Genomic DNA, 25,180 nt, shown 5'->3' with positions numbered 1-25,180 from the left:
CGGTCAGCGGCGGCCGTCTCCGCCGTGGCCGTACCCGTAGCCGGGGTAGCCGTAGCCGGGGTTGCCGTACCGGCCGTCGGAGTCGCAGTAGTAGCCGTAGCGGTAGCAGGACGCGTCGGTGGCGGCCGGGCTGCTCGGCGTCGGCTCCGGGGTCGAGGAGGCCGGGGACGGCGTCGGGGTGGGCTCGGGCGTCTTCGCCGGTGCGGGGGCAGGGGGCGGTGCGGGTGCCGAGCGGGCTGCCGGAACGGTCGCGTTCCAGTTGACGGCCTGCATCTGGAGGTCGGCCTTGGAGGTGTCGATCACCCAGCGCTGGACCTCGTCGTCCGTCCGGGCCTTGAGGACCAGGGCCCCCGAGCCGTCGGTCGCGGCGGGGGCCAGGGCGAGGTCCTGGTCCCAGCGAGGCACGAGGGCGCCCTGCAGGGTGAAGTCGTAGCGGATGCTCTTCGGGTCCGGCCGGGAGGCGCCCGCGCAGGGGGCCAGCCGGACCGAGTAGCCGAGCTGCGAGTCCAGGCACAGGTCCGGCGCTGCGAGGTTGCGCAGCAGCCCGTCGGTCTCGTACGTCCACTGCTGGGCGGCGTCCGCGGAGCAGGTCGTCAGCTCGGCCTCGCCGCCCTCGACGGCCTTCTTGCCGTCGATGCCGACGCACAGGTCCGAGGCGACGTTGTGCAGCCGGCCGCGCAGGGCGCCCTGCCGTGCGTCGCCCGCGCCGGTCCGGGACGGGTCGGTGCTCCCGCCGTCCGGGTCGGGTGCCTCTCCGGCGGGCCGGTCCGCTCCGGCCGGGGTGCTGTCGCCGGAGTCGCCGGTGGACCACAGGACCAGCGGCAGCACGACCAGGCCGCCGACGGTCAGGATGCCCACGGTGAGATTGCGCCGCCGGGCGACCCGGCGGGCCGCCTTGTGCGCGGACCTGGCCGACCTCCGGGCGGCGCTGCGCGAACCTTCGGACCGGTGGGCCGGGGTCACGGTCGCCGTCGGCAGGGGACGGCCCGCGTCGGCCGGAGCCTGTGCCGCGTCCCCGGCCGGTCCGCCGCTCCCGGCCCTGGGAACGGGCGGCGGTACGGCCGCCGGGCCGCCCGGCTCGGTGAACGACTCCCCGACCGCACCGGCCAGCGCGATCGGGTCCGGGAAGCCCTCACGCCCTTCGCCGGCCGACCCGGGAAATGCGTCACGCGCCGTACGCGGCGGGGCAGGGAACACCGCACCCGTGGTGCCGGCCGGGCCGGAGGTCCCTCGCGCCGCGTCGGCCGGATCCGCAAGGCCGTCGCGGGCCGCACGGGCGGGACCCGTCAGACCCTCGCGCACCGCACGGGCCTGATCCGTCAGACCCTTGCGCACCGCACCGGCCTGATCCGTCAGGCCCCTGCGCGCCGCACCGGCCTGATCCGTCAGACCCTCGCGCACCGCACCGGCCTGATCCGTCAGACCCTCGCGGGCCGCCCGGGCCGGACCTTTCAGGCCCCTGCGCGCCGCACGGGCCTGATCCGTCAGACCCTTGCGCACCGCAGCGGCCGGGTTCGTCAGACCCTTGCGCACTGCACCGGCCGGACCCTTCAGGCCCTCGCGCACCGCACCGGCGGGACCCGTCAGACCCTTGCGCGCCGCAGCGGCCGGACCCGGAGGCACCTCACGCGCCGCACGCGGCGGAGCCGGGAAGCCCTCGCGTGCCTCACTCGTCGGCCCCGGAACGCCCTCACCGGCCTCGCCCGCCGGCCCCGGAAAGACCTCGTTCGCCTCACCCGCCGGCCCCGGAAAGTCCTCGCGCGCCGCAGGGACAGGGTCCGGCATGATCTCGTACGCCATGCCGGCCGGCTCCGGGAAGACCTCGCGTGCCAGGGCCACCGGGTCCGGGAACAGCTCGCGCGCCGCGGCGGCCGGGGCCCCGGTGGCGGCCGCACCGGCCACCGCCCCGGGCCGCCCGCGCCCCGGGGCACGGCCACCCCCGGCGTGGTCCCCCGCCTCGCCGATCCGGCTCTCCGCATAGGCCCACCCGCCCCAGCCCAGCACCCCTTCCGACAGGGCGACGCCGAGGCCGTGGTTGAACTGGTCGAGCTGGTCCGCGGCGACGCTGCAGTGCCCACAGCCCTCGATATGCGCGCGTAGATCGGGGTCGATGTCGAGCCCCCCACGCCGGTACGTCACGTCGAGCAGGCGCAGATAGCGACGGCACTCCTGGTCGGGGGCGAGTTCACGGTGGAGCTGGAGGCACTCCTCGCGCAGCCGGTCCCGGGCCCGTTCCAGTTCGACGCGCGCGCCCTCCTCGTCCAGGCCGAGCAGCGCTGCCGGGGACGCGAGCGGTTCGGCCTCGACCTCGACGTGCCACAGCAGGCAGCGGGCGGACTGGGGCAGCCGCTGGAAGGCCCCGGACAGCAGGCGCCGGTGCCGGGACGGCAGCAGACGGGAGGCGGGCCGCTCCCCCTCGCCGCCGCCGGCCAGCAGCTCCGGGTGGAGCATGCCGCACCGGTGGTCGCCCGCCCACTCGGCCGCGATACGCCGCACGGTGACGAGCAGATGGGAGCGCCACGCCGAGGTCGGGCCGTTCTGCCGCAGGGTCTCGCCGAAGAGCCGGGTGAAAGCCGCGGTGGTGAGCATCCCCGCGGAGCGCGGACCGTCGGTGCACAGCCGGGCGTAGGCGAAGGCCGCCTCCCAGTGCCGGTCCAGCAGTTCGCCGACGGGGTGGAGTGCGGGTGTCGCCCCGGTCCACTTCCTGAGCTCCGCGCTCAGTTGCTCGTCCGTCACGCCGAACCCGCCGGGCGAGGCCGGGGAATTCGACGGGCCTGCGTCTTTCACGGCTGCATTCCTCTCGAGGACATGCGGAATAAAGTCCGTACCAGGGGGTATGCCGGCCGGCGGCCTCGCGCATACGAAAGAAAGGCGTGTGGGGGCACGCCGACAGGGCACACCTTTGCACAGGTCAGGGACAAGGAACAAGAGATCTCACGGTTTCGAGCATTGCGTGAAGAGGCAGCGCCTTTTGACAAGAAGTCAGCCAGTGGCGCGAAAGGCATTCTGTGCCGTCTGCCCCTTTTTCACGGCTCACATTTACCCACCCTGCCGACCGCCCGGAAACCATTGAGTCGCTCCCTGAGCAGCAGCTCACACGCTCGGCGGCGTTCCCCGTCCGGCCTTTCGGGGTTCGCGGCGAAACCAATGACGGTACTCAGCCGGGCCAACCGCCGTGCGTCGTGCGGTACTCCCCGGGTGGCGCCCCGTAGCGCTCGCGAAAGGCGCGGTTGAAGTGGAAGGGGCTGACGAAACCGGAGGCCGCGGCGACGCGTTCCACGGGCAGGTCGGTGCTCTCCAGCAGCCGGGCGGCATGGCGCAGCCGTGCCTCGCGCAGGGCCCGCATGGGCGAGCGGCCGAGCTGACTGCTGAACAGGTGGGCGAAGCGGGACGGCGACAGGGCGACTCCCTCGGCCAGCGAGCGAACGGTGTGCGGGGCACCCGGGTCAGCGTCGATCAGATCCTGTGCGCGACGGATCCGTGCGTCGAGGCCGGGCCGGGGAGCCGCCGGCCGGGCGGCGCCGGTGGCCAGCAGGACGATCTCCTCCAGTGCGCACAGGGCCAGTTCGCGGGCAGCGCTGCCGTGGGCCACGGCGACCTGCCCGTCCGGGGGCGACTCGTCGGGCGGTGCTTCGGTGCCGGCCCAGCGGGCGTCGGCGTGCATCCGCCGGAACGCCGCCCCGACGCGACCGTGCACCCCGGCAGGAGCAGAGGTGACCACGTACATCCCGTGACCGGCGTCGTACGGCCGCAGCCAGGCGGCCCAGGACGGGCGGGCCTGGCAGTGCGCCCACCAGAAGCGCCAGTGGCGGGCGCCGGGCTCGACTGCGTAGCCGTGCGGGACGCCCGGGGCGAGCACCACCAGTGCGCCCGCTCCGGCCGAGGTGTGCGCGCCGCCCTGCCGGAGCCGGCCCCGGCCTGCGGTGGTCCAGGTGAAGAGCCAGCTCGCGGATCCGCGCGGGCGGTTGACGCCGTACCCGGGCGGCTGGTCGAAATGACCCAGCACGACCAGCCCGGCCGGCGGTGCGGGATCCCCGGTGTTCCCGGTGTTCCCGGTGTTCCCGGTGTTCCCGGTGTTCCCGGTGTTCCCGGTGCCCTCATGGTTGCCGGTCCTCCCGGCCGTTCCGGTCTTCCCGGTGTCTTCTGCCGCAGCAGTCCCGGGCAATCCGTCAGCACGCACGGGCATCCTCCTCGGTGGCCTCGCGGCCTAGCGTTTCCTGCCGAGGACACCCGACCGAGGAGTACGAACATGACAGTCACGGGCAACGGCGCCGTCAGCGCCTCCATCATGGACCGCGAAGGGCTCCGGCGGTACCGGGAGGATTTCGAGGAGCATGGTTTCACGGTGGTGCGCGGGCTCTTCGCGGCCGAGGAGATCGACCGGCTGTGCGCGGAGTTCGCGGCACTGCAGGCGGCAGGTCGGGTTCCCGGGCACTTCGAGCCGCGCGCGGTGGACGGGCCGGACGTGGATCCCCTGCACGTGTGGCCCCGGGTGATGCACCCGCACGAGATCAGCGACCGCGCGCGTGAGGTCCTGCTCGACGCCCGGCTGCGGACGGTCCTGGAGGCGCTGCTCGAGGAGGAGGTACTGGCCGCGCAGAGCATGTTCTACTTCAAGCCGCCGGGGGCCCGTGGGCAGGCGCTGCACCAGGACAACTTCTACCTCAGGGTGGAGCCGGGCACGTGTGTGGCGGCGTGGGTGGCCTGCGACGTGATCGACCGGGAGAACGGCGGGCTGGAGGTCGTGCCGGGCACGCATCGCATGGACCTGTTCTGCCCCGAGCAGGCCGACGCGGACGTGTCCTTCGCCCGGGAGTACGTTCCGCCGCCGGCGGGGCTGGCGCCGGTGCCGGTGGACATGGCGCCGGGCGACGTCCTGTTCTTCAACGGGAGCCTCGTGCACGGGTCGCAGCCGAACCGGGCGGCCGAGCGGTTCCGTCGGTCGTTCATCGGGCACTACGTGGGCCGGTCGGCGGAGCGGATCGGGCGGTTCTACCGGACGCTGTCGATGAGCGGGGCGAGGGTCGAGCTGGCGGAGAGCGAGGGGGCAGGCCCCTGCGGAACGGAGTTCGCGCCGCAGGGGCCCCACTGACCTTCGGCAGGTCGCGTTTCAGTGCCCGGCGATGGGGTGGGGGCCGTACGGGCTCTGGAGTTCCTCCAGCTCCTTGTCGCTCAGCCGGATCTCCACCGCGGCCACCGCGTCCCGCAGATGCCCGGGCTTGGACGCGCCGACGATCGGGGCGGTCACCGTGGGCTGGTGGAGCAGCCAGGCGAGGGCGACCTGCGCGCGGGGGACGCCCCGCTCACCGGCGATGCGGGTGACCGCCTCGACGATGGTGCGGTCGCCCTCCTGGTACAGGTCGCTGCCGAAGGTGTCGGTGGCGCTGCGCTCGGTGGTGGTGTCCCAGTCCCGGGTGAGCCGGCCGCGGGCGAGCGGGCTCCAGGGCAGCACGCCCACGCCCTGGTCCGCGCACAGGGGCAGCATCTCCCGCTCCTCCTCGCGGTAGATCAGGTTGTAGTGGTTCTGCATGGAGACGAAGCGGGTCCAGCCGTTCAGCCGCGCGGTGTACTGCATCTTGGAGAACTGCCAGGCGTACATCGAACTGGCCCCGATGTAGCGGACCTTGCCCGCCTTGACGACGTCGTGCAGGGCCTCCATCGTCTCCTCGACCGGAGTGTCCGGGTCGAAGCGATGGATCTGGTAGAGGTCGACGTAGTCGGTGCCGAGGCGGGTCAGGCTCTGGTCGAGCTCGGTCATGATCGCCTTGCGGGACAGTCCGCCGCCGTTCGGTCCGGGGCGCATCCGGCCGTGCACCTTCGTCGCGAGGACGATCTCGTCGCGGCGGGCGAAGTCGCGCAGGGCTCGTCCGACGATCTCCTCGCTGGTGCCGTCGGAGTAGACGTTCGCCGTGTCGAAGAACGTGATCCCCGCCTCGACCGCCTGCCGGATCAGCGGGCGCGAGGCCTCCTCGTCGAGGGTCCACTCGTGCCGGCCGCGGTCGGGCAGACCGTAGGTCATGCACCCCAGACAGATCCGCGAGACGTCCAGACCCGTCGAACCGAGCTTCACGTACTGCATTGTTGCCGCTCCTGCTTTTTTTGGGGGGATTCACGGGGAGCGTACGTGTTCGTGTGCACTCGAAGGCAAGGCCGCGCAAGCTCCTGACGGGCCGTCCGAGCGTGGCCCCGCCGTGGTCGTCAGCGGCGTTCGACCAGGTCCAGGGCTCGCTTCCACCCGAACTCCGGAAGCCCACCGTCCTCCTGCGGCTCTCCCGCGCAGGGCTCTGCGAACCGCACGCCCATCCCCCGCAGCCGTTCGAGGCTGTCCCGGTAGGCGGGGTGGGCGGCCAGGGCGTCCGCCACGCACGGCAGCACGGCGATCGGCACCCCGAGCCCCGCGGCCTCGCACAGAGTGCCCAGGGCGAGGGTGTCGGCGATACCGGCCGCCCACTTGTTGACGGTGTTGAAGGTGGCGGGGGCCACCACCACGGCGTCGGGCGCCGGGAACGGGCGCGGCTCGCCGGGCGTGCGCCAGGCGGAGCGTATGCGGCGGCCCGTTCGGGACTCGACGGCGGCGGTGTCGAAGAAGCCGTTCATGGCGACGGGTGTCGCGATGACGCCCACCTCCCAGTCCCGTTCCTGCGCGGCGGTGATCAGTTCGCCGACGTCCGCGGCGACGCCGGCGGCGCAGACGACGACGTAGAGGAAGGGCTTGCGGGCGGCCTGTTCGGTCATCCCGGAAACCCTAGCGACTCCCCCGCGCTCACCGGACGGGGAAGGTGTCTCCGCGTTCCGCCTCCGGCCGGGGGCCGAAGATGCGGCGTTCGTTCTCCTCGATCGGCACGTCGTCGATGCTCGCCTCGCGCCGGGTCATCAGGCCGTGTTCGTCGAACTCCCACAGCTCGTTGCCGTAGGAGCGCCACCACTGCCCGTCCGCGTCCCGGCACTCGTACTGGAAGCGGACGGCGATGCGGTTGCGGTCGAAGGCCCACAGGTCCTTGCGCAGTGCGTATTCCTGCTCGCGCTCCCACTTGTGGGTCAGGAACGCGGCGATCTCGGCGCGGCCGGTGACGAAGGTGTCGCGGTTGCGCCAGACGGAGTCCGGTGAGTAGGCGAGGGAGACCCTGTGCGGGTCGCGGGTGTTCCAGGCGTCCTCGGCGGCCTGGACCTTCTGTGCGGCGGTCTCACGGGTGAAGGGCGGCAGCGGCGGGCGGTCGGTCATGGAGTCTCCCTGCCGGCTCCGGACACGGTGATGGCGCCGACCGGGCAGGCGCGGGCCGCCTCCCGCAGCAGCGGGCTGCCGCCGTCCTCGCCGCCGGGCAGCAGGGTGCTGTAGCCGTCGTCGTCCTGGGTGAAGACGTCCGGGGCGGTGAGGGCGCACTGGCCGGCGCCGATGCAGACGTCCTGGTCGATGTCGATGTGCATGTGCGTCGGCCCTTCACCAGGTCACGGGGAGTTCCAGCATCCCCTGGATCGTGTCGCCCGGCTTGAAGGGGATCTCCTCGGCCGGGGCTGCCAGGCGCAGGCCGGGCAGCCGGTCGAAGAGGCTGTGCAGGGCGATCTCCAGCTCGGCGCGGGCGAGGTTCTGGCCGAGGCACTGGTGGATGCCGAAGCCGAACGCGACGTGGTGACGGGCCGGGCGGCTCCAGTCCAGCGTGTCCGGGTCGGGGTAGACGGTCTCGTCGCGGTTGATGACGGAGGTCGCGAAAACCACGCCCTCGCCCTCGCGGATGGTCGTCCCCGCCACCTCGATGTCCTCGACGGCCAGGCGCAGCATGCCGTCCGCGATCGACAGCATCCGCATCAGCTCCTCGACCGCGGCGGGCATCAGCCCCGGGTCCGCGCGCAGCTCCGCGAGCCGCTCGGGGTGCTGGAGGAGGGTGAAGGTGCCGAGCGAGATCATGTTGGCGGTCGTCTCGTGGCCCGCGACCAGCAGGATGAGGGCCATGGCGATCAGACCCTCGCGGTCGAGGTCGCCCTCGCGCGGCTGCCGGTGCACCAGGTCGTCCAGCAGGCCGGTGCCCGGGTCCCGCTGCTTGCGGTCGATCAGTTCGCCGAAGTACGTCTCCAGCCGGTGGCGGGCATCGAGTACGTCGGCGGCCTCCGGGCCGCGCAGCAGCCGTCGCGACTGGGTCTCGAAGAAGTCGTGGTCGGTGTACGGGACGCCGAGCAGGGCGCAGATCACCATGGACGGCACGGGCAGCGCGAAGGCGTTCACCAGGTCCGCGGGCGGGCCCTGGGCGATCATCGCGTCGAGTCGTTCGTCCACGATCTGCTGGATGCGTGGCCGGAGTTCGACGGCCCGCTTGAAGGTGAAGTCTCCCACGACCATGCGCCGCTGGGCGCGGTGCTCGGGGTCGTCGACGCCCAGCAGGGCCGTCCTGCGGTTGCGGAGCCCGGCGAAGCGCTCGGTGGGGGCGGGGAAGCCGGGGCGGTCGCGGTTGGACGACAGACGCGGGTCGGCCAGCAGGGCGCGGGCGGTCGCGTGCCCGCTGACGAGCCAGGCCTCCCGGCCGTCGAAGAGGGTGATCCGGGTCAGGGGGCGTTCGGTGCGCAGCGCGTCGTAGGCGGCGGGCGGGTGGTAGGGGCAGGTCCGGCTCTGGGGGAAGGCGACGGGTGCGGTGGTGTCCGTCATGAAGACCTCGCAGACGAGTAGTGCGTCGTGCCGATCTTCATTAGATGCCCCAGGCATCTAATGGTGCGACACGAAGTTCGGCCAGATCGCCGACGTCGGCAACATGGCCGGGGAATGCCGTCCACCCGTTCGAACCCCGGGTGCGGGAGGCCCGTGGTGCGGGGCTGGTGCCCGTCCCAGGGCCCGGGGCGCGGGGGCCCCGTTCGAAAACCGGTTGTCGGCTCGGCGGGGCAGGCCGCAGGATCCGGCCATGCCTACGTTCACCGTTCTCCCGCCGCTGTCCGCCGCCGCCTCTGCCACGCGCCGACAGCAGCAGTCCGGCCGACGCGGAGGACCGACGCCGCCCCGGTCATGACGGCCGCGCTCGTCGCGGGGCTGCTCGCCGGGTACGGCATCGCCGTCCCCGTGGGCGCCGTCGGGACCTACCTCGTCTCCCTCACCGCCCGCACCACCTTGCGCACCGGCGTCTGCGCCGCGCTGGGCGTCGCCACCGCCGACGGGCTCTACGCCCTCGCGGCCACCCTCGGGGGGACGGCCCTGGCCTCCGCGCTGCGGCCCGTGCTCGGGCCGCTGCGGTGGGTCTGCGTGCTGGTGCTGCTCGCGCTGGCGGCACGGGGCACGGTGAGCGCGGTGCGCGAGTACCGCGGCCACCGTCTCGCCACCCGGTCGGCCCCGGCTCCCCCGAGCCCTGCCCGGGCCTATCTGGGCCTGCTGGGCATCACCCTGCTGAATCCCACCACCGTCATCTACTTCGCCGCCCTCGTGCTCGGTTCCCGGGCCACGGGACCGGTCGGGCCGGTGGAGCAGGGCGTGTTCGTCGTGGCCGCCCTCGCCGCCTCGGCGAGCTGGCAGGTGCTGCTCGCCGGGGGCGGGGCGCTGCTGGGGCGGGCGCTGACCGGCCGCCGGGGACGGCTGGCGACGGCGTGGGTGGCGAGCGCTGTGATGACGGCGCTGGCCGTCCGGATGGCGCTCGCGCCGGGATGAGGTCCGCATCCGGGCGCTCGCGCCGGGATGCGGACCTCGTCCGGCCGGATCCCGCGGGTGCGGATGATTCCCCGGGGCACGGGTGTTGATGGCAGGTGGCGATGAGCCACGGACGCGACGATGGGACGGATGCCATGCCTCTCGAAGGCGAGTACGAACCCAGCCCGACGCGGTGGGTGCGCAAGCAGGTGGAGCTGTACGAGAGCTCAGGCGGTACGGAGGGTACGACGCTTCAGGGCTCGAAGATGCCGGTCGTCCTCCTGACCTCGCGGGGTGCCCGGAGCGGGAAACTGCGCAAGACACCGGTGATGCGGGTGGAGCACGAGGGGCGCTACGCCGCGGTGGCTTCCCTCGGCGGGGCGCCCAAGCACCCCGTCTGGTACTTCAACATCCTGGCCCACCCGTACGTGGAGCTCCAGGACGGGCCGGTGAAGCAGGACATGACCGCCCGCGAGGTCACGGGCGAGGAGAAGGCCGCCTGGTGGGAGCGCGCCGTCGCGGCGTACCCGGCGTACGCCGACTACCAGAAGAAGACGGATCGCGTTTTTCGGTTCTTCTTTCTGGCGCGGGCCGCTGGGGGGTGCCGGGGGGCGGGCGGCCCCGCGGGGGGCAGCCGGCGACCGTGCGCACAGCCGGTTGCCGGTGCATGCCTGCGGCCGGCGGAAAAATCTTTCGCCCCGGGTGTGTGAACCGGCCGCGACGGGGCACGCGAGGTTCAGGCCCCGCCGCGCTCCCCCGTCGCGGCGGGGCTTTCCGCTGCCTCGCGGGCGAGACGGTCGGTCACGTCGAGGAAGATCTGATCGGCCTCGGGCACCGTCCGGGCGATCGATCGCTTGATGCGCACGGCGACCTCCTCGACGCGCTCGCTGTCCAGGCCGGGCACCAGGTCGACGCGGGCGGCCACCAGGGCCGTGTCGAGTCCGGTCTTCATGGTGAACAGCGCCTCCACACTGTCGATCTCCGGCTGTGCCTGCAGCAGCGCACAGATCCGCCCGCTGGACTCGGGGTCGGCCGCCTCGCCGATCAGCTGGTCGCGGGCTTCGCGGCCCAGCCGGAAGGCCACGAAGACCAGCAGCGCCCCGATCGCGAACGAGGCCGACGCCTCCCACACCACCTGGCCGGTGACCATGTGCAGCGCCATGCCGGCCATGGCCAGGCTGACTCCGAGCACGGCGGTGCCGTCCTCCGCGACGACCGTCCGCAGGGCCGGATCCCGCAGCCCGGCACCCGCGCCGCCCTGCCGTCGCACCTGGTAGAGCGCCCGCACCAGCGAACCGCCCTCCGCGAGGAGGGCGACACCGAGCACGATCAGGCCGGCCACATAGCCACTGAGCCCCTCCGCCGACTCGCTCGTCAGGGCCTCGAAGCCCTGGAAGAACGAGAAACAGCCGCCCATGACGAAGATCCCGACGGCCGCGAGGAGCGACCAGAAGAACCGCTCCTTGCCGTACCCGAAGGGATGACGCCGGTCGGCGGGGCGGCGGCTGCGGCGCAGCGCCGCGAGCAGGAACACCTCGTTCATGCTGTCGGCCACCGAGTGGGCCGCTTCCGACAACAGGGCCGGTGACCCCGCCACCAGGCCGCCGATGGCCTTGGCCACCGCGATCACCAGATTGGCCGCGAGCGCCACCAGCACCGTGACGCGTGTCCTGCGATCACTTCCTTCATCAGTCACCCACGCCGATTGCCCCGGTCGGGGGTACTCACACCGTGCCGTCCACGGAAAACGGGGAACGCGTTCACCAGGGTCCCCGTACGGCAAGGAGGTCACCCCCATGAGCCGCGACGACGGCGACGACGGCAACACCGGCTACGGCAGGAGGGCGTTCAAACGGTCCAAGGCACACTTCGCGGACCGGATCACCGCGGACGGCCGGGACGGCTGGCCGGTCGAGGCCGGCCGCTACCGTCTGGTCGTCAGCCGTGCCTGCCCGTGGGCGAGCCGGTCCCTGGTCTCCCGGCGGCTGCTCGGCCTGGAGAACGCCCTGTCCCTGGCCGTCACCGACCCGATCCAGGACGACCGCAGTTGGCGCTTCACCCTCGACGAGGACGAGCGTGACCCGGTTCTCGGCATCCGCTACCTCAGCGAGGCCTACGACCTCCGGGAGAACGACTACCCGGGCGGCGTGAGCGTGCCGGCGATCGTGGACGTGCCCAGCGGACGGCTGGTGACCAACGACTACCAGCAGCTCACCCTCGACCTCGCGACCGAGTGGACGGCCCTGCACCGGGACGGCGCGCCCGACCTGTACCCGGACAAGCTGCGCGACGAGATCGACGAGGTGATGGCGGACGTCTACGAGGACGTCAACAACGGCGTCTACCGGGCCGGGTTCGCCACCGGGCAGGAGGAGTACGAGGCCGCCTGCGCCGGGGTGTTCCGGCGGCTGGAGCTGCTCGCCGCCCGGCTGGAGCGGCAGCGGTACCTCGTCGGCGACACGATCACCGAGGCGGACATCCGGCTGTTCACCACACTGGTCCGCTTCGACGCGGTCTACCACGGACACTTCAAGTGCAACCGCTGGAAGCTGACGGAGAACCAGGTGCTGTGGGGTTACGTACGCGACCTGTACCAGACGCCCGGATTCGGCGACACCGTCGACTTCGACCACATCAAGCGCCACTACCACCAGGTGCACACGGGCATCAATCCGACCCGCATCGTGCCGCTCGGCCCGGACCTGTCCGGCTGGCTGACCCCGCACCACCGCGAGGAGCTGGGCGGCCGGCCGTTCGGTGACGGCACACCGCCCGGGCCGGTCCGCACCGAGGAGCGGATCCCGGCGGCGCACACCCCCTGACGACGTTCACCCCACTCGGCTACCAAGGAGTTTCCCGTGGCGAAGAAGAAGAAGATGTCCCTCGCGTACCAGCCGCTCGGGTTCGTGCTCGGCTGGTCGGGCGGCTGGCTGGCCGGGCTCGCCTTCCGCAAGACGTGGATGGCGATCCGGCACGAGGAGGACGCGCCGGACGCGCTGGACAAGGACCGCGGCTGGGGCGAGGTCCTGCTGGCCGCCGCGGTCCAGGGCGCGATCTTCGCGGTGGTGCGCAGTGCCGTGGACCGCGCGGGCGCCAAGGCCATCGAACGCTCGACCGGCACCTGGCCGGTCGGCGAGAAGGGCGGCCGGGACTGACGACGACACGGCCCCGCCCGGCTCCAGCCGGGCGGGGCCGTCCTGTGCGCCCTGCCGTCCGCCGCCGCCCGTCGGGCGCCCGTGCTCAGCCCTGCTTGGGTGCCGTCGGCGCGGTGCGCCGCAGAATGAAGGAGTGGCCGGCCGGGTCGGCGTAGCCGCGCTCCTCCAGTGGGCCCGAGGGCTCCTTGGCCTCCAGGGGGCGGCCGCCGAGGCTGATGACACGGCGTTCCACCGCGTCGAGGTCGTCGACCACGAACTCCAGGTGGGCCTGGAGGGAGTTCTCGGGACGTGGCCAGCTGGGCGGGGTCGCGTTGACGTCCCGGCGCAGTGCGATCCGGAAGCCGTCGGCGCTTCTGATCTCCACCCGGTTGGCGGTTGCGTCCGCCTCCTCCCCCTCCAGCAGTTCCTTGTAGAACACGGCGAGTTTCTCGGGCTCGGCACAGTCGAGCACGAGGACCCCCGCTTTCACCAGTGCCATGTCTCCTCCGCAGGATTCCGGTCGCCGGGCGGTCGTGCCCCGCGGACCCGTACCTTGCGGATATCCCGGACCGGCGGATTCAGTCGGTCTTCAACCACCGTCCGTCACGCAAGAGTTCGCGGCCGTCGTTCCGGAGCGACGACGTCTCCCCTCGCCGCACGACCGGGGATTCCGGTCGTCCGAGGGAGGTGGGAGTGTACGCAGCTCAAGAGGTTACGGCAGTAACCGAGATCACGGTCCGGTCTCGAATGGCTCATTAGCGCCTTGGGCAGCCTCGTAGCGCTTCTCGCTTCAACTTTCGAGCCAAGACAGCAAGTTCGAGTGTGCGGGCGGTCGTGGTGACCGTCCGCTCGCAGGGGTGGGGGGACTCCGAGTTCCGTCTCCCGAAAGGAAACGCATGCGTCAGGACGTCCGGTTCGACCTGCCCTTCGGCACCCCTGTCAGCCACCCACACACCTCGGGCGAAGCAGCACACCCCGCATCCGGTGGTCGCGCTGCGTCCGACGGGCCGCGAGTGCTTCCTGATCACCACGGCTGAGGCCGCGAGTCAGGTGCTCGCCGTGCAGCGGGAGTGCCGTCGACGCAGCAGCCGTACCCCCCGCGGTCGTTCGTAGCCAGAGCCGAAGCCGGTCGCGTGCGTCCGGCTGCCCGGCGGGGCCGTCGCGGAACGTACAGAAGATTCCCGGACACGGCCGGTCGACGACCAGGGTCGATCGATTCCGTTGCCATAACCACAGCCATTGGGAGACCGGTGTGAAATCTCGAGTCGCAGGTGCTGTTCCGAAGGCGTCCGCCGACAGCCTGATCCCAGCGCAGCCAGGCGCCCAGCTCCAGCCCACGGAGGCGGCGACCGCCCTGACCCGCCTGCTGGCGGAACGTGTGGGCGGGAGCACGGAGGAGTACCAAAAGTGCCAGAACGCCGCCCGGAGGCGGCTGGACGCGCTCGGGTCCGCCGAATCCGGCACCGCGCTACGGGTGGAGGGTGCCCTGCATCTGGCACGGCCCGCCTTCCTCCCGCCCGACGAGGAGGGCTACGCCAGGTTGAGGCGCCTCGACGCCGCCCTGCGCGTGATAGAAGAGGCCTTTCCGCAGGTCGGCACCGATATCGAGGTCTGCAGACTGACCTGCGCGATGCTGGAGGGGGCCTGGAGGACCCGGGCACTCGCCCCGTCGCGCGAGCAGGAGCGGACAGCCCCCTGCGCCTGCCCTCTGTGCCGCCGCCTGCCGACTCCGCCCACCCGCACGCTGGACGACTACCGCTGGCGGCACAGCGCCGGCCGCCCCCTCACCGTCAAGAACTGGCCGCACCGGCGGGAACTCGACAGTGTCCTCACCGGTGGCTGGTCCTGGACCCGGCAGATGAACGACCTCGAGCGAGATCTCGGCCACCGCCACCGCTTCGAGGACGACATCCTCGTCTTCCACGAATACAAACGCGTGATCGACACCATCGACACGACCCGCCTCACCCAGCACGTCGAAGAGCGCCTGGCCGAGAACTTCAGCACCAACAGCGCCCGGGCCCTGGTCTCCGGCCTGTTCGCGGCCCACAAGCGGTCCGTCGACGAGTACTGGCTCCAGCAGCACGAGGCGGGCAACGTCGTGCTCCCCCAGACCAATCCCCTCGACCAGAGCACCTACTCGATCCTGCAGATGCTGGACTGCCTGTTCTGGCACGTCGCGCCCGACACCGAACTCTGGCAGGAGGAGAACCTCGCCTCCCTGCTTCTGTGCCGCGCCATCGACGACATGGCCGACGTCCGGGCCGACGCCCTCACCGGCGAGATCAGCAACTTCTGGCTCGCCGACATGCCCACCCACACCAAGGCCCTCTACGCCGCCTGCGCCATAGCCATCGTCAAGTACGGCTGCATGCCGGAGGCGCACGACCCGATGTGGAACACCTGGCTGATGACCACCACCATCGTCTGGATGGGGCTCACGGGCCGCCACGCCCTGTGGTTCGACGGCATCACCCAGGGCCTCCCCCCGGCCGAGGACTGCCCCCTGTGCGACCTGCAGCCCAACTCGTGCAGCGGCATCCTCACCCACGGCACCACCCTCACCATCGCCCCGCGGCGCACCGCGGCGGGCCTGAGCCCCCGGGCCGCCGAGCTGTCCGAGCGCTGCCGGGTCGAGCACCCGCAGGCCTGGATCCTGTTCGACGCCGAACTGCATGCCTTCGAGGCACTGCACGGCCCCTGGCACGGCAACACCGACAGCGCGTGGGAGATCCTGCGCCGCACCTACATCGCCGCCGTGGAGGCGTCCGGCAGCGATCCGTCCCTGGAGCGCGCCCGTCAGATCCAGGAGGACGCCGGGGTGGTGGGCTCCGAGAAGTTCCACACCCTGCACGATCCTCGGACCGGCAGGGAGGACACGGCCCTGCTCGCCTACATGTTCGGCGGCGCTCATCCGCATTTCCTGTGGAACGCCACGGGATACCGTCCCACGGGCGTCGCCGGCGACTGGCTCGACGGCTGACGCCCCGGTCCTGAAGGCTCGGGCCGCTGCTCGCACCCGCCTGGTGCCGGGGCCGGCCCAGCCTGCGTGCGAGCCACCGCCTGCACCCACGCAACAGCGTCGCCCGGCCGGAAAGCCGGCCGGGCAACGGTCCGTGGGCGTGGTCTAGACGGCGAACTCGACCGGCAGGCTGTCCAGCCGGAACTCCCACGTGGAGGCGGTCGAGCCGAGTTCCTCCGGCGGCACGGCCAGGCGCAGGTCCGGCAGCCGGTGCAGCAGGACGTCCACGCCGATCTCGATGATGGCCTGGCCGATGTTCTGCCCCGGGCACTCGTGCGGTCCGGCGCTGAACGCCAGGTGCGACTGGTTGCCCTGCACGGCGACGGCCGAGTCGGGCCGTACCTCCGGGTCGAGGTTGCCGGCGGCCAGGCCCAGGATGAGCAGTTCTCCCTCCTGGAGGTGATGGCCTCCGAGCTCCAGGTCGGCGGTTGCGAACCGGCCCGGCAGCACGGACAGCGGTGGGGCGTCCCACATGACCTCTTCCACCACGGAGGAGATGTTCAGCTCTCCGCTGACCAGACCGGACAGCCGGGCGGAGTCGGTGAGGACCCGTTGCAGGACCCGCGCCAGCAGATTGCTGGTGGTGGTGTGCGCGGCGATCAGCACCAGGCGCAGATGGCTGACGACCTCGTCGTGGTCGAGGCCGGCCGGGTGCTCCAGCAGGGCCGTGGCGAAGTCGGAGCCCGGCTCGGCCCGCTTGCGCTCGGCGAGTTCCGCGAGGATCTCCATGATCCGGTCGTTGTGCTCGAGGGCGCCCTCACCGCCCTTGAAGACCTGGGCGCACGACTCGATCAGACGCAGCCCGTCCGCCGCGGGAAGGCCCAGCATCCTGGTCAGCACGAGCATCGGCAGTTGCTCGGCGTAGTCGGCCACGAGGTCGGCGCGCCCGGTGCCGGCGAACGCGTCGATCTGCTTGTTCGCGAAGTAGGTGACATGCCGCCGGATGCCCCGGGCGGCCGCCGCCTGCAACCCGTCGGTGACGGCGCCGCGCAGCCTGCGGTGCGGTTCGCCGTCCTGGGACACGCAGTCGGGGCGCCAGCCGACCATCGGCATGATCGGCGAGGTCTCCTCGATCCGGCCCTCCCGCCAGTCCCGCCAGATGCGCGCGTCCCGGCTGAACTGGCGGGGATTGTCGAGCACCCGCCGGTTGTCGCGGTAGCCGAGGACCAGCCAGGCCGGCACGTCGCCCTCCAGCAGGACCGGAGCGACCGAGCCGTGCTCCTTGCGCAGCCGCTCGTAGATGCCCTCCGGGTCGGTCGCGGCGTCCGGGCCGTACAGCCGGGTCAGGTCCGCTCCGTGGTGGGCGACGGGGCAGCCGCGCACGGCCTGGAGGCTGGATTCGGTCGAGTCGTTCATCGGGGCTCCAGGGCCACGGCGGAGCGTTCCTTCAGATGGTGGATCAGGGCGACGAGGACGTCCCGGCTGGAGGCCCGGTCGCGGGCGTCGAAGGCCACGACCGGGGTGTGCTCGGGGATGTCCAGGGCGTCCCGGATCTCCTCGACGGGGTAGTTGCGGGAGTCGGGGAAGACGTTCAGCGCGACGACGAAGGGGACTTCCTGCCGCTCCATCTCCTCGATCGCCCGGAAGCTGGACTCCAGCCGGCGTGTGTCCACCAGGACGATCGCGCCGAGCGCACCTTTGAACAGGCCGTTCCACAGGAACCAGAACCGCTCCTGTCCGGGCGTGCCGAACAGGTACAGCACCAGGCTCTCGTTGATGCCGATCTTGCCGAAGTCCAGGCTGACGGTGGTCTGCGTCTTGTCGGCGACGCCGATGAGGTGGTCGACGTCGACGCTGGCCTGGGTGAGGGTCTCCTCGGTGGTGAGCGGCTTGATGTCGCTGACCGACCGGACCATGGTGGTCTTCCCGGTGCCGAACCCGCCGGCGATCATCACCTTCACCGAGCGGGTGTCCCCGGCCGAGCCACCGGGTTGGTCAAAGCCTTTCAAGTCCACTGAGTACCTCCTCAAGGAGCGCGAGGTCGGGCCCGCGGCCGGCTTCGTGTGCCGGGATGGGGTTACGGGCTTCGACGCGACCTGCGTCCAGCAGGTCCGACAGCAGCACCGCGAGAATGTTGAAGGGCAGCCCGAGGTGAGCGCCGAGTTCGGCGACCGACAGCGGGTCGCGGCAGCGGCGGAGGATCTCCTCGTGCTCGTGCTGCATGCCCGGTAACGGGGCGGCGTGGGCGACGACCAGGGTCGCCACGTCGAGGCTCGACGCCGAACCGCCCGGTCCGCTGCGCCCTCCGGTGAGGACGTAGTAGCGCTCGAGACCGGACGGGTCCGACGGTCTGCGGGGAGCACTCATCCAGAGTGCTCCTCCAGGCGCGGAGTGGTGCCGAGGAGCTCACCCATCCTGCGGGCCAGGTCCCTCATCTGGTGCCCGAGCAGGCCCTGGTCGAGGCCTTCCCTGGCGAGGACACCGAGGTACGTCTCCACACCGGCGCGCACGACGAAGAGGTGTCCGCCGTCGACCTCGATCATCGCCAGGCGCAACTGCCCGGCGTACTTGGGGAACTGCTCGGCGACGGGCTGGGCCAGCGCCTGCAGGCCGGCCACCACCGCGGCGAAGCGGTCGACGTCGTCGGGGTCTTCGGCGCCGTAGGAGGTGATGGCCTTGCCGTCGCTGGAGGCCACGAGGGCGAAACGGATCTCCTGGATGCTCTCGACGAGATCGCGGAGCGCCCAGCTCACGTCTGTTCCTTGCTGCGTCATGAGGAGTGGTCGCTCTCTTCGGTGCGGTGCTCGGTGTACTCGCGGCCGACGAGGGTGTCGCGGTCGTCGGCCGGCTCGGAGGCCTCCGCCGCCTCGCGTCCGGCGGTGGCGAAGGCGGCGAGTCCCGAGAAGGACGCGTCCGGCGGGACGGCGGCGACCGTGGCCCGGTCGCTTCGCTCGGCCGGTCTGGGCGCCTCCGTCTCGTTGCGCTTGCTGCGGCGCCGGGGCAGCCCACCGGGTGTGGTCTGCCCGGTGGCGGCCTCGGCTGCCCGTGGTGCGGCCTCGGGGGCCGTCTCGCGGGCCGGTGCGGCCGTGGCGGCGCGGGCCTCCGGGGCGGGAGCGGCCGTGGGCAGCGGGCTGAAGTACTTGTGCGGGACCACGACCACCACCGAGGTACCGAGCCACGGGGAGTCCGCGAAGGTGACGCGGATGCCGTAGCGGCGGGCGAGGGCGCCGACGACGCGCAGGCCGATGTTGGCGTCCTCGGTGATGCCGCCGAGGCCGGCGCCGGGCGCGGTGCCCGCGAGGGCGTGCTCGGCCTCGCGCTTCTTCTCCTCGCTCAGGCCCTTGCCGGAGTCCTGGATCTCGATGCCGACGCCGTTGGGCACCTCCTTGCCGGAGATGAGCACCGGCTCGGTGGGCGGCGAGTAGCGGGCCGCGTTGTCCAGGAGGTGGGCGAGGATCAGTGTGAGGTGGTCGACGAGGCCGCCGTCGACGCCCAGTTCCGGCAGGTGGCGCACCTGGATCCGGTGGAAGTCCTTGATGCGGCCGATGCCGCCGCGCACCACGCTCAGCAGCCGCTGCGGCTCCTGCCACTGCCGGCCGGGCCGGTCCGAGCCGCCGAGCACGCCGATGCTCGCGGCGAGCGAGTCGGCGGGACCGAGTTCCTGGTCGAGTTCCATCAGGCCCCGGGCGACGGCGGGCAGCCGGCCGTGCTCGCCCTGCATCTCGTGCAGCCGGCCGCGGAGCTTGCTGGTCAGGACGTGGATGCGGTTGCCGATGCTGATCACGGCCTGCTCGGCGGAGGTGGAGCGGTCGAACTCCGCCTCCAGGCCGATCAGAGAGGTGCGCAGCAGCTTGCGCAGCTCGGACTGGAGTTCCGAACTGACCTTGGCGCACTGGTTGACGGTGGGCAGCAGGTCGTCGATGGCGTCGCCGGCGCGCAGCTTGGCCATCGCGTCGGGCAGTTGCTCGTCGGCGAGCCGGGCGACCGAGGCGAGCTGGTGGGAGAGCTGTTCCTGCCAGACCTCGGCCTGGTCGGCGAGCTGGGCCTCGTACGAGGTGGCCTGCTCGGTCAGCCGTTCCTCATAGGCCCTGGAGCTGTCGGCGAGCTGCGACTCGTAGCCGGCGCTCCGCTCGGCGAGCTGCGACTCGTAGCCGGCGCTCTGGTCGGCCAGGCGCCGCTCGTAGGCCGCTTTCTGCTCGTTCAGCTGGGATTCCAGGCCGGCGCGATCGGCGGAGAACTTGCGTTCCAGTCCCGCCACGTGCTGCTGCCACTGCATGTTGTGCTCGGCCTGCGTGGCACGGAAGGAGCCTTCCGTCCGGTGCAGTTGTGCCCGGGTGCGCAGCAGCAGCCGTACGCACACGGCACCGGCCGCCGTCGCCGCGATTCCGGCGACGGCCGTGATTATTCGCTCCGAGCTCATGAACGTGGCGGCAACGGTCCCGCCTCCCAGGCCCAGCGGCATCAACCACCAGCTGTACCAGGCGACAGGGGCCCGCGCCGCCGGTGGCGGAGTGGCGAGTTCCATCTGCATCCTTCGAAGCAACACGAACGAACAGGGGGGTGTGTGGACCGCACTCATGAGTACGCACCGCGGGTCGACTGGACGCGATCGCGTCAACTCGCAGCGCCGATCGGAACCTTATCGGGTTTGGACCCGAAAGGATCAATCTCGCCCCCCGGGCGGACGTGAGGGTTCCGTCACGCTTCGACAGAAGGCAACAGGTCGACAAATGGCTTTGCAGTCTGCGGAATTGGGCCTCTGCCGGGCCGCACGGCGACCGCGGGCAGGCGGGTCGCGCGGCCGCCGTGCTGGTCAGCGGGCGGTCTGGAACGTGCGGCGGTAGGCCTGGGGGGAGACCCCGATCGCCGCGTTCAGGTGCTGACGCAGGGACGCGCCTGTCGCGAAGCCGACCCGGCCGGCGATCTGATCCACTGTCAGGTCACTGGACTCCAGCAGATGCCGGGCCCGGACCACGCGCTGCTGGATCAGCCAGCGGCCCGGACTGAGGCCCACTTCGCCCTGGAAGCGGCGGGCGAAGGTGCGCCGGCTCATCCGCGCGTGGCCGGACAGATCGGCCAGGGTGAGCGCTTCGTCGAGGCGCTCCAGAGCCCAGGCACGGGTGGCCGCGGTGCTCGCGGCGCCCTGCTCGGGGACGGGCTGCTCGATGTACTGGGCCTGGCCGCCGTCCCGGAAGGGCGGGACGACGCAGCGTCGGGCGACGCTGTTGGCCAGCCGGCTGCCGTGGTCCTTGCGGACGAGGTGCAGGCAGATGTCCACGCCGGAGGCGGCCCCGGCGGAGGTCAGGAACGGGTGGTCGTCGACGAACAGCACGTCCGGGTCGAGGTCGACGCGCGGGAACATGCGCCGGAACCGGTCGGCGACCTGCCAGTGGGTGGTCGCCCGGCGGCCGTCGAGGAGACCGGCGGCGGCGAGGACGAAGGCGCCGGTGCAGATGGAGACGATGCGGGTGCCGGGGCGGATGAGCGCGAGCGCGGCCAGGACGTCGCCGGACACCTCGTCGGCCAGATGGTCGGGGGCGACGGGCGCGATCACGACCGTGCCCGCCGTGGCCAGGATCTCGGGGCCGTGCTCGACGGTGACGCCGAAGTCGGCGTCGGTGCGCACCGCACGGCCGTCGACCGAGCAGGTGAGGACCTCGTAGCGGCCGTCGGCCGCGCCGAGGATCCGGCTGGGGATGCCCAGCTCGAAGGGGTACACCCCGTCCAGGGCCAGGACCGCCACACGTTCACGTCGCATGGCACGATCGTATCGAATGTTGGCAATCTTGCCATTGGCGCGAGGTCCGCCGACCGGCACGCTGGTTGACCATGAGCACACAGAACACGATGCGAGCCATCAGCCAGGGCGTCCTCGGCGGCCCCGAGGTCCTGAAGGAAGTGGAGATCGAGCGCCCGGTGCCGAAGCCCAACGAGGTACTGGTGCGGGTGCGGGCCGCCGGGGTCAACCCGACCGACTGGAAGCATCGCGCCACCGGTGGGTTCCTGGGCGAACCGCCCTTCGTCCTCGGCTGGGACGTCTCCGGGGTGGTGGAGGCGGTCGGCATCGGCGTCGTGGCCTTCGCGCCGGGTGACGAGGTCTTCGGCATGCTGCCGTACCCCTACGGCCACGGCTCGCACGCCGAGTACGTCATCGCCCCGGTCCGCGCCCTGACCCGCAAGCCGGCCGGTGTCGACCACATCCAGGCGGGCGCGCTCCCGCTGGTCTCGCTCACCGCCTGGCAGGCGCTGACCGAACACGCGGACATCCAGCCCGGGCAGCGGGTGCTGATCCACGCGGCGGCCGGCGGCGTCGGGCACGTCGCGGTGCAGATCGCCAAGGCGCGGGGCGCCCACGTGATCGGCACGGCGAGCGCGGGCAAGCACGGCTTCCTGCGCGACATCGGCGTCGACGAGACGATCGACTACCGGGAGACGGACTTCACCGAGGCCGTGAAGGACGCCGACGTCGTCCTGGACACCATCGGCGGCGACAACGCCCTGCGTTCACTGCGCGTGCTGCGCCCCGGCGGTGTCCTGGTCTCGATCCTTCCCGGCGGCTCGGACGACCTCTACGAGGAGGCCGATCGGCTCGGCGTGCGGGCGCTGCGGATGCTGGTGGACGCCGACCGCGGCGGGATGGAGGCGGTCGCGGAACTCGTGGAGGCGGGCAAGCTGCGCGCCACGATCGCCGGGACCTTCCCGCTGGCCGGGGCCGCCGAGGCACACGCCCTCGGCGACACCGGCCGTACCACGGGGAAGCTGGTCCTGCTGAACGACTGAGCCGGGGTCGCCGGGCGGTGTCAGAACGTCAGGACCGGCTTGATCGTCTTGCCGGACCGCATGTCCTGGACCGCCCGGTCGATGTCCGCGAAGGGGTAGGTGCCGATCAGGCGGTGCAGCGGGAGCCGTCCGTCCTTCACCAGGGCGACCAGGGCCGGGATCATGGTCTGCGTCTCGCTGTCGCCGAGGGTGAGGCCGACGACGCGCTTGCCGCCGAGAAGACCGTTGACGTCGAGGGCGACCTCGGTTCCGAAGGGCGGGGCGCCGACCACGACCAGGGTGCCGCGGGCGGCCAGGGCGTCGACGCCCTGGCGCAGCACGCCGACGTTGCCGGTGGTCTCCACGATGCCGTCCGCGCCCCGGCCCGCGGTGATCTCGGCGAGGGCCGGGGCGAGGGCCGTCCCGCTCGTGTCGACGGTGTGGGTGGCCCCGAGCTCCCTCGCCAGGGCCAGGCGCTCGGTGACCCGGTCGACGGCGACGATCCTGGTGGCCGGGGTGAGCGCCGCCGCCATGACGGCCGACAGGCCCACCGCTCCGGCGCCCAGGACGACGACCGTGCCGCCGGTCTCAGGCTTCAGGACGTTCCACACGGCCCCGACACCGGTCTGTACGCCGCAGCCCAGCGGCGCGATCGACTCCAGCGGCACCTCCGGGTCGACCTTGACCAGGCTGCGCTCGTCGGCCAGTGCCAGCTCGGCGAAGGAGGACTGCCCGAAGAAGTGGCCGCCCAGCGCCTCGCCGTCCCGGCTGATGGTGCTGGTGCCGTCGGCCCGGCTGCCGCCCAGCAGGTTCAGCGGCAACCAGGTCGCGCAGTACGCCGGGTGCTCGCCGCGGCAGTTGCGGCAGTCGCCGCAGGAAGTGAAGGAGAGCAGGACGTGGTCGCCGGGCACGATGCCGGAGACGGCGGGGCCGACGGCCTCGACGACGCCCGCGCCCTCGTGGCCCAGGACCCCGGGCAGCGGGAACGGCAGTCCGCCGCTCGCCACCCCGAGGTCGGTGTGGCACAGGCCGGTGGCCGCCATGCGGACCAGCGCCTCGTGCGGGCCGGGCGCGTCGAGGACGACGTCCGAGAGGGTGAAGGGCGCGCCGCCGGACTCGACGACCGCGGCACGGGTGATGAGGGGCATGGCGATGGCTCCTTGACGGTGTCAGTCGAGCGAGACGACGACGGACTTGACCTTGGTGTAGCCGGCGAGGGACTCGGGCCCGTACTCGCGGCCGTAGCCGGAGTCCTTCACCCCGCCGAAGGGCACCGCGGGGTCGAGCATCGCCCAGTCGTTGACCCAGACGATGCCCGCCTGGAGCCGGCCGGCGACCCGGTGCGCGCGGGCGAGGTTGCCGGTCTGGACGCCCGAGGCCAGGCCGTAGGGCGTGGAGTTGGCGAGGGCGACGGCCTCGTCCTCGTCGTCGAAGGGCTGCACGGTGAGGACCGGACCGAAGATCTCCTCCTGGACCACGCGGGAGTCGTTCGCCAGGTCGGCGATGACGGTGGGCTTGTAGTAGTAGCCGCCGTCGATATCGAGCCGCTCGCCGCCGCAGACGATGCGCGCGCCCTCCAGGCGGGCCAGGGCGACGTACTCCTCGACCTTCTTCAGGTGCTTCTCGGCCGCCATCGGGCCGACGACCGTGGCCGGGTCGCGGGGGTCGCCGACCGGCACGCCGGGTACGGCCTCGGCGAGGATGCCGAGCAGGGTCGGGTACACCGAGCGGGCCACGAGCAGGCGCGGGCCGCCCATGCAGAACTGGCCGGTGTTGAAGACGAAGCCCTTGATGACCGCGCCGACCGCCTTTTCCAGGTCGGCGTCCTCGAAGACGATGTGGGCGGCGTTGCCGCCGAGTTCCATGGTGACGGGCTTGAGCGCCTCGCCGGCGACGCTCGCCACGTGGCGGCCGATCGCGGTGGAGCCGGTGAAGGCGACCTTGTCGACACCCCGGTGCCGCAGCAGCGCCTCGCCCGCCACCGGGCCGCTGCCGGTCACGACGTTGACCACGCCGTCGGGGACGCCCGCCTCCTGGAGCAGCCGGGCCATGTACAGGGCGCTGAGCGGGGTCTCGTCGGCGGGCTTGTGGACGACGGTGTTGCCGGCGGCCAGCGCCGGGGCGAGTTTCGAACCGGCCAGGATCAGGGGGAAGTTGAACGGGGTGATCGCGGCGACCACGCCGAGGGGCTCACGCTTGGTGTAGGCGAGGGCGTTGGCGGGGAGGTCGCGCAGGGCGCCGTCCTGGCTCTGGGCGAGGTGGGCGTAGTACTCGTAGTCGTTGGCCGCGTTGGTGACGTCGACCGCGCCGCACAGCGTGATCGGCTTGCCGACGTCCAGGCTCTCCAGCGCGGCGAGGTCGTCGGCGTTCTCCCGGATCAGCTGGGCGACGCGCTGCAGCACCCGGCCGCGCTCGCGGCCGCTCAGGCCGGACCAGGCGCCCTCGTCGAAGGCCTCGCGGGCGGCGCTCACGGCCGCGTCGACGTCGGCCGGGCCCGCCTCGGCGACGGTGGTGACGGCCCTGCCCCGGGAGGGGTCGATCACCTCGGTGCGTGCCCCGTCGGCGGCCTCACGCCATCGGCCCCCGATGAACAGCTGCCCGGGTGTGCTCTCGAAGGTGGTCATCGCCACTCCTCAGCGTAGTCGCCAAGATTTCAACAAACAGGTTTCCTGTCTGTTCGCAGTCTCTTTACGGACAGGAATCCTGTCAATGGTCTAGCCTGCCTTC

General features: G+C 72.1%; 24 protein-coding genes. 7 read left to right on the top strand and 17 right to left on the bottom strand.

The annotated features are described in order from the left end of the window. Positions 1-3 precede the first annotated feature (3 nt). Complete coding sequence (locus tag ACFCXS_RS21560) at positions 4-2,787, bottom strand: ricin-type beta-trefoil lectin domain protein (RefSeq protein ID WP_376644955.1); 2,784 nt, start codon at positions 2,785-2,787, stop codon at positions 4-6. Between the two features lie 370 nt (positions 2,788-3,157). Then, positions 3,158-4,012 (bottom strand): helix-turn-helix domain-containing protein, encoded by an 855-nt coding sequence (locus ACFCXS_RS21555; RefSeq protein WP_376645003.1) that lies wholly within the window; start codon positions 4,010-4,012, stop codon positions 3,158-3,160. Between the two features lie 237 nt (positions 4,013-4,249). Here ACFCXS_RS21555 and ACFCXS_RS21550 point away from each other — a divergent pair, with 237 nt between their 5' ends. Beyond that, on the top strand, positions 4,250-5,092 hold the full coding sequence (locus ACFCXS_RS21550; RefSeq protein WP_376644954.1) for a phytanoyl-CoA dioxygenase family protein: 843 nt from the start codon (positions 4,250-4,252) through the stop codon (positions 5,090-5,092). An 18-nt stretch (positions 5,093-5,110) separates the two neighbouring features. Here ACFCXS_RS21550 and ACFCXS_RS21545 read toward each other — a convergent pair whose 3' ends face one another. The 5 genes from ACFCXS_RS21545 to ACFCXS_RS21525 all read right to left on the bottom strand — a co-directional run bounded on the left by ACFCXS_RS21545 (position 5,111) and on the right by ACFCXS_RS21525 (position 8,635). Continuing rightward, positions 5,111-6,079: an aldo/keto reductase gene (locus ACFCXS_RS21545; protein WP_376644953.1), complete on the bottom strand. Its 969-nt coding sequence runs from the start codon at positions 6,077-6,079 to the stop codon at positions 5,111-5,113. Between the two features lie 119 nt (positions 6,080-6,198). After that, a complete protein-coding gene (locus ACFCXS_RS21540; protein ID WP_376644952.1) occupies positions 6,199-6,735 on the bottom strand; it encodes a flavoprotein in 537 nt (178 codons plus the stop codon). A gap of 28 nt (positions 6,736-6,763) precedes the next feature. Continuing rightward, on the bottom strand, positions 6,764-7,222 hold the full coding sequence (locus ACFCXS_RS21535) for a nuclear transport factor 2 family protein (protein WP_376644951.1): 459 nt from the start codon (positions 7,220-7,222) through the stop codon (positions 6,764-6,766). Further along, entirely contained in the window at positions 7,219-7,425 is a 207-nt protein-coding gene (locus tag ACFCXS_RS21530) for a ferredoxin (RefSeq protein WP_376644950.1), read from the bottom strand. Before ACFCXS_RS21530 ends, ACFCXS_RS21535 begins: the two co-directional genes overlap by 4 nt. 13 nt (positions 7,426-7,438) lie before the next feature. Next, positions 7,439-8,635 carry a cytochrome P450 gene (locus ACFCXS_RS21525; protein ID WP_376644949.1) on the bottom strand — a complete coding sequence of 399 codons (1,197 nt, stop codon included), beginning with the start codon at positions 8,633-8,635 and terminating at the stop codon, positions 7,439-7,441. Positions 8,636-8,986: 351 nt separating this feature from the next. Here ACFCXS_RS21525 and ACFCXS_RS21520 point away from each other — a divergent pair, with 351 nt between their 5' ends. Further along, on the top strand, positions 8,987-9,619 hold the full coding sequence (locus ACFCXS_RS21520) for a LysE family transporter (protein ID WP_376644948.1): 633 nt from the start codon (positions 8,987-8,989) through the stop codon (positions 9,617-9,619). Positions 9,620-9,753: 134 nt separating this feature from the next. Continuing rightward, positions 9,754-10,308, top strand: coding sequence for a nitroreductase family deazaflavin-dependent oxidoreductase (locus tag ACFCXS_RS21515; RefSeq protein WP_376644947.1), 555 nt, complete (start codon positions 9,754-9,756; stop codon positions 10,306-10,308). A gap of 26 nt (positions 10,309-10,334) precedes the next feature. Here ACFCXS_RS21515 and ACFCXS_RS21510 read toward each other — a convergent pair whose 3' ends face one another. Then, positions 10,335-11,255 (bottom strand): cation diffusion facilitator family transporter, encoded by a 921-nt coding sequence (locus ACFCXS_RS21510; protein ID WP_376645002.1) that lies wholly within the window; start codon positions 11,253-11,255, stop codon positions 10,335-10,337. 139 nt (positions 11,256-11,394) lie between these two features. Between ACFCXS_RS21510 and ACFCXS_RS21505 the strand changes: the two genes are divergently transcribed. Both ACFCXS_RS21505 and ACFCXS_RS21500 read left to right on the top strand, forming a co-directional pair. Beyond that, positions 11,395-12,420, top strand: a complete 1,026-nt coding sequence (locus ACFCXS_RS21505; protein WP_376644946.1) for a glutathione S-transferase family protein — start codon at positions 11,395-11,397, stop codon at positions 12,418-12,420. 36 nt (positions 12,421-12,456) lie between these two features. Continuing rightward, positions 12,457-12,753: a DUF4235 domain-containing protein gene (locus ACFCXS_RS21500; RefSeq protein ID WP_376644945.1), complete on the top strand. Its 297-nt coding sequence runs from the start codon at positions 12,457-12,459 to the stop codon at positions 12,751-12,753. 85 nt (positions 12,754-12,838) lie between these two features. On the opposite strand, the gene ACFCXS_RS21495 is transcribed toward ACFCXS_RS21500, so the two are convergent. Next, entirely contained in the window at positions 12,839-13,231 is a 393-nt protein-coding gene (locus tag ACFCXS_RS21495; protein WP_376644944.1) for a VOC family protein, read from the bottom strand. A 753-nt stretch (positions 13,232-13,984) separates the two neighbouring features. On the opposite strand from ACFCXS_RS21495, the gene ACFCXS_RS21490 reads away from it, so the two are divergent. Next, complete coding sequence (locus ACFCXS_RS21490) at positions 13,985-15,715, top strand: hypothetical protein (protein ID WP_376644943.1); 1,731 nt, start codon at positions 13,985-13,987, stop codon at positions 15,713-15,715. A 144-nt stretch (positions 15,716-15,859) separates the two neighbouring features. Here ACFCXS_RS21490 and ACFCXS_RS21485 read toward each other — a convergent pair whose 3' ends face one another. The 6 genes from ACFCXS_RS21485 to ACFCXS_RS21460 all read right to left on the bottom strand — a co-directional run bounded on the left by ACFCXS_RS21485 (position 15,860) and on the right by ACFCXS_RS21460 (position 21,452). Continuing rightward, positions 15,860-17,110 carry a cytochrome P450 gene (locus ACFCXS_RS21485; RefSeq protein ID WP_376644942.1) on the bottom strand — a complete coding sequence of 417 codons (1,251 nt, stop codon included), beginning with the start codon at positions 17,108-17,110 and terminating at the stop codon, positions 15,860-15,862. Further along, positions 17,107-17,709 carry an ATP/GTP-binding protein gene (locus tag ACFCXS_RS21480; protein ID WP_104784387.1) on the bottom strand — a complete coding sequence of 201 codons (603 nt, stop codon included), beginning with the start codon at positions 17,707-17,709 and terminating at the stop codon, positions 17,107-17,109. Before ACFCXS_RS21480 ends, ACFCXS_RS21485 begins: the two co-directional genes overlap by 4 nt. Next, positions 17,690-18,061 (bottom strand): DUF742 domain-containing protein, encoded by a 372-nt coding sequence (locus tag ACFCXS_RS21475; RefSeq protein ID WP_376644941.1) that lies wholly within the window; start codon positions 18,059-18,061, stop codon positions 17,690-17,692. Before ACFCXS_RS21475 ends, ACFCXS_RS21480 begins: the two co-directional genes overlap by 20 nt. Further along, positions 18,058-18,468 (bottom strand): roadblock/LC7 domain-containing protein, encoded by a 411-nt coding sequence (locus tag ACFCXS_RS21470; RefSeq protein WP_003994857.1) that lies wholly within the window; start codon positions 18,466-18,468, stop codon positions 18,058-18,060. The genes ACFCXS_RS21475 and ACFCXS_RS21470 overlap by 4 nt, the downstream gene beginning before the upstream one ends. Next, entirely contained in the window at positions 18,465-20,219 is a 1,755-nt protein-coding gene (locus ACFCXS_RS21465; RefSeq protein WP_376644940.1) for an ATP-binding protein, read from the bottom strand. The genes ACFCXS_RS21470 and ACFCXS_RS21465 overlap by 4 nt, the downstream gene beginning before the upstream one ends. Positions 20,220-20,507: 288 nt before the next feature. Then, positions 20,508-21,452: a GlxA family transcriptional regulator gene (locus tag ACFCXS_RS21460; RefSeq protein WP_376644939.1), complete on the bottom strand. Its 945-nt coding sequence runs from the start codon at positions 21,450-21,452 to the stop codon at positions 20,508-20,510. 71 nt (positions 21,453-21,523) lie between these two features. Between ACFCXS_RS21460 and ACFCXS_RS21455 the strand changes: the two genes are divergently transcribed. Further along, the gene (locus ACFCXS_RS21455; RefSeq protein WP_376644938.1) at positions 21,524-22,474 is read left to right on the top strand and encodes an NADP-dependent oxidoreductase; all 951 of its coding nucleotides are present in this window, start codon (positions 21,524-21,526) and stop codon (positions 22,472-22,474) included. A gap of 20 nt (positions 22,475-22,494) precedes the next feature. Here the strand turns inward: ACFCXS_RS21455 and ACFCXS_RS21450 are convergent, their stop codons facing one another. Then, positions 22,495-23,601, bottom strand: a complete 1,107-nt coding sequence (locus ACFCXS_RS21450; RefSeq protein WP_376644937.1) for an NAD(P)-dependent alcohol dehydrogenase — start codon at positions 23,599-23,601, stop codon at positions 22,495-22,497. 21 nt (positions 23,602-23,622) lie between these two features. After that, entirely contained in the window at positions 23,623-25,077 is a 1,455-nt protein-coding gene (locus ACFCXS_RS21445; RefSeq protein WP_376644936.1) for an aldehyde dehydrogenase family protein, read from the bottom strand. Between the last annotated feature and the right edge of the window lie 103 nt (positions 25,078-25,180).

The organism is Streptomyces sp. NPDC056373 (genome assembly GCF_042262425.1).
GTDB lineage: Bacteria > Actinomycetota > Actinomycetes > Streptomycetales > Streptomycetaceae > Streptomyces.
The sequence above is the reverse complement of the archived record's forward strand: the minus strand, read 5'-3'. Positions and strand labels throughout refer to the sequence as shown.

Coding starts and splice junctions, on each gene's coding strand:
- ACFCXS_RS21550 (WP_376644954.1), top strand. CDS start 4,250: ATGACAGTCACGGGCAACGGCGCCGTCAGCGCCTCCATCATGGACCGC.
- ACFCXS_RS21545 (WP_376644953.1), bottom strand. CDS start 6,079: ATGCAGTACGTGAAGCTCGGTTCGACGGGTCTGGACGTCTCGCGGATC.
- ACFCXS_RS21540 (WP_376644952.1), bottom strand. CDS start 6,735: ATGACCGAACAGGCCGCCCGCAAGCCCTTCCTCTACGTCGTCGTCTGC.
- ACFCXS_RS21535 (WP_376644951.1), bottom strand. CDS start 7,222: ATGACCGACCGCCCGCCGCTGCCGCCCTTCACCCGTGAGACCGCCGCA.
- ACFCXS_RS21530 (WP_376644950.1), bottom strand. CDS start 7,425: ATGCACATCGACATCGACCAGGACGTCTGCATCGGCGCCGGCCAGTGC.
- ACFCXS_RS21525 (WP_376644949.1), bottom strand. CDS start 8,635: ATGACGGACACCACCGCACCCGTCGCCTTCCCCCAGAGCCGGACCTGC.
- ACFCXS_RS21520 (WP_376644948.1), top strand. CDS start 8,987: ATGACGGCCGCGCTCGTCGCGGGGCTGCTCGCCGGGTACGGCATCGCC.
- ACFCXS_RS21515 (WP_376644947.1), top strand. CDS start 9,754: ATGCCTCTCGAAGGCGAGTACGAACCCAGCCCGACGCGGTGGGTGCGC.
- ACFCXS_RS21505 (WP_376644946.1), top strand. CDS start 11,395: ATGAGCCGCGACGACGGCGACGACGGCAACACCGGCTACGGCAGGAGG.
- ACFCXS_RS21495 (WP_376644944.1), bottom strand. CDS start 13,231: ATGGCACTGGTGAAAGCGGGGGTCCTCGTGCTCGACTGTGCCGAGCCC.
- ACFCXS_RS21485 (WP_376644942.1), bottom strand. CDS start 17,110: ATGAACGACTCGACCGAATCCAGCCTCCAGGCCGTGCGCGGCTGCCCC.
- ACFCXS_RS21475 (WP_376644941.1), bottom strand. CDS start 18,061: ATGAGTGCTCCCCGCAGACCGTCGGACCCGTCCGGTCTCGAGCGCTAC.
- ACFCXS_RS21470 (WP_003994857.1), bottom strand. CDS start 18,468: ATGACGCAGCAAGGAACAGACGTGAGCTGGGCGCTCCGCGATCTCGTC.
- ACFCXS_RS21465 (WP_376644940.1), bottom strand. CDS start 20,219: ATGGAACTCGCCACTCCGCCACCGGCGGCGCGGGCCCCTGTCGCCTGG.
- ACFCXS_RS21460 (WP_376644939.1), bottom strand. CDS start 21,452: ATGCGACGTGAACGTGTGGCGGTCCTGGCCCTGGACGGGGTGTACCCC.
- ACFCXS_RS21455 (WP_376644938.1), top strand. CDS start 21,524: ATGAGCACACAGAACACGATGCGAGCCATCAGCCAGGGCGTCCTCGGC.
- ACFCXS_RS21450 (WP_376644937.1), bottom strand. CDS start 23,601: ATGCCCCTCATCACCCGTGCCGCGGTCGTCGAGTCCGGCGGCGCGCCC.
- ACFCXS_RS21445 (WP_376644936.1), bottom strand. CDS start 25,077: ATGACCACCTTCGAGAGCACACCCGGGCAGCTGTTCATCGGGGGCCGA.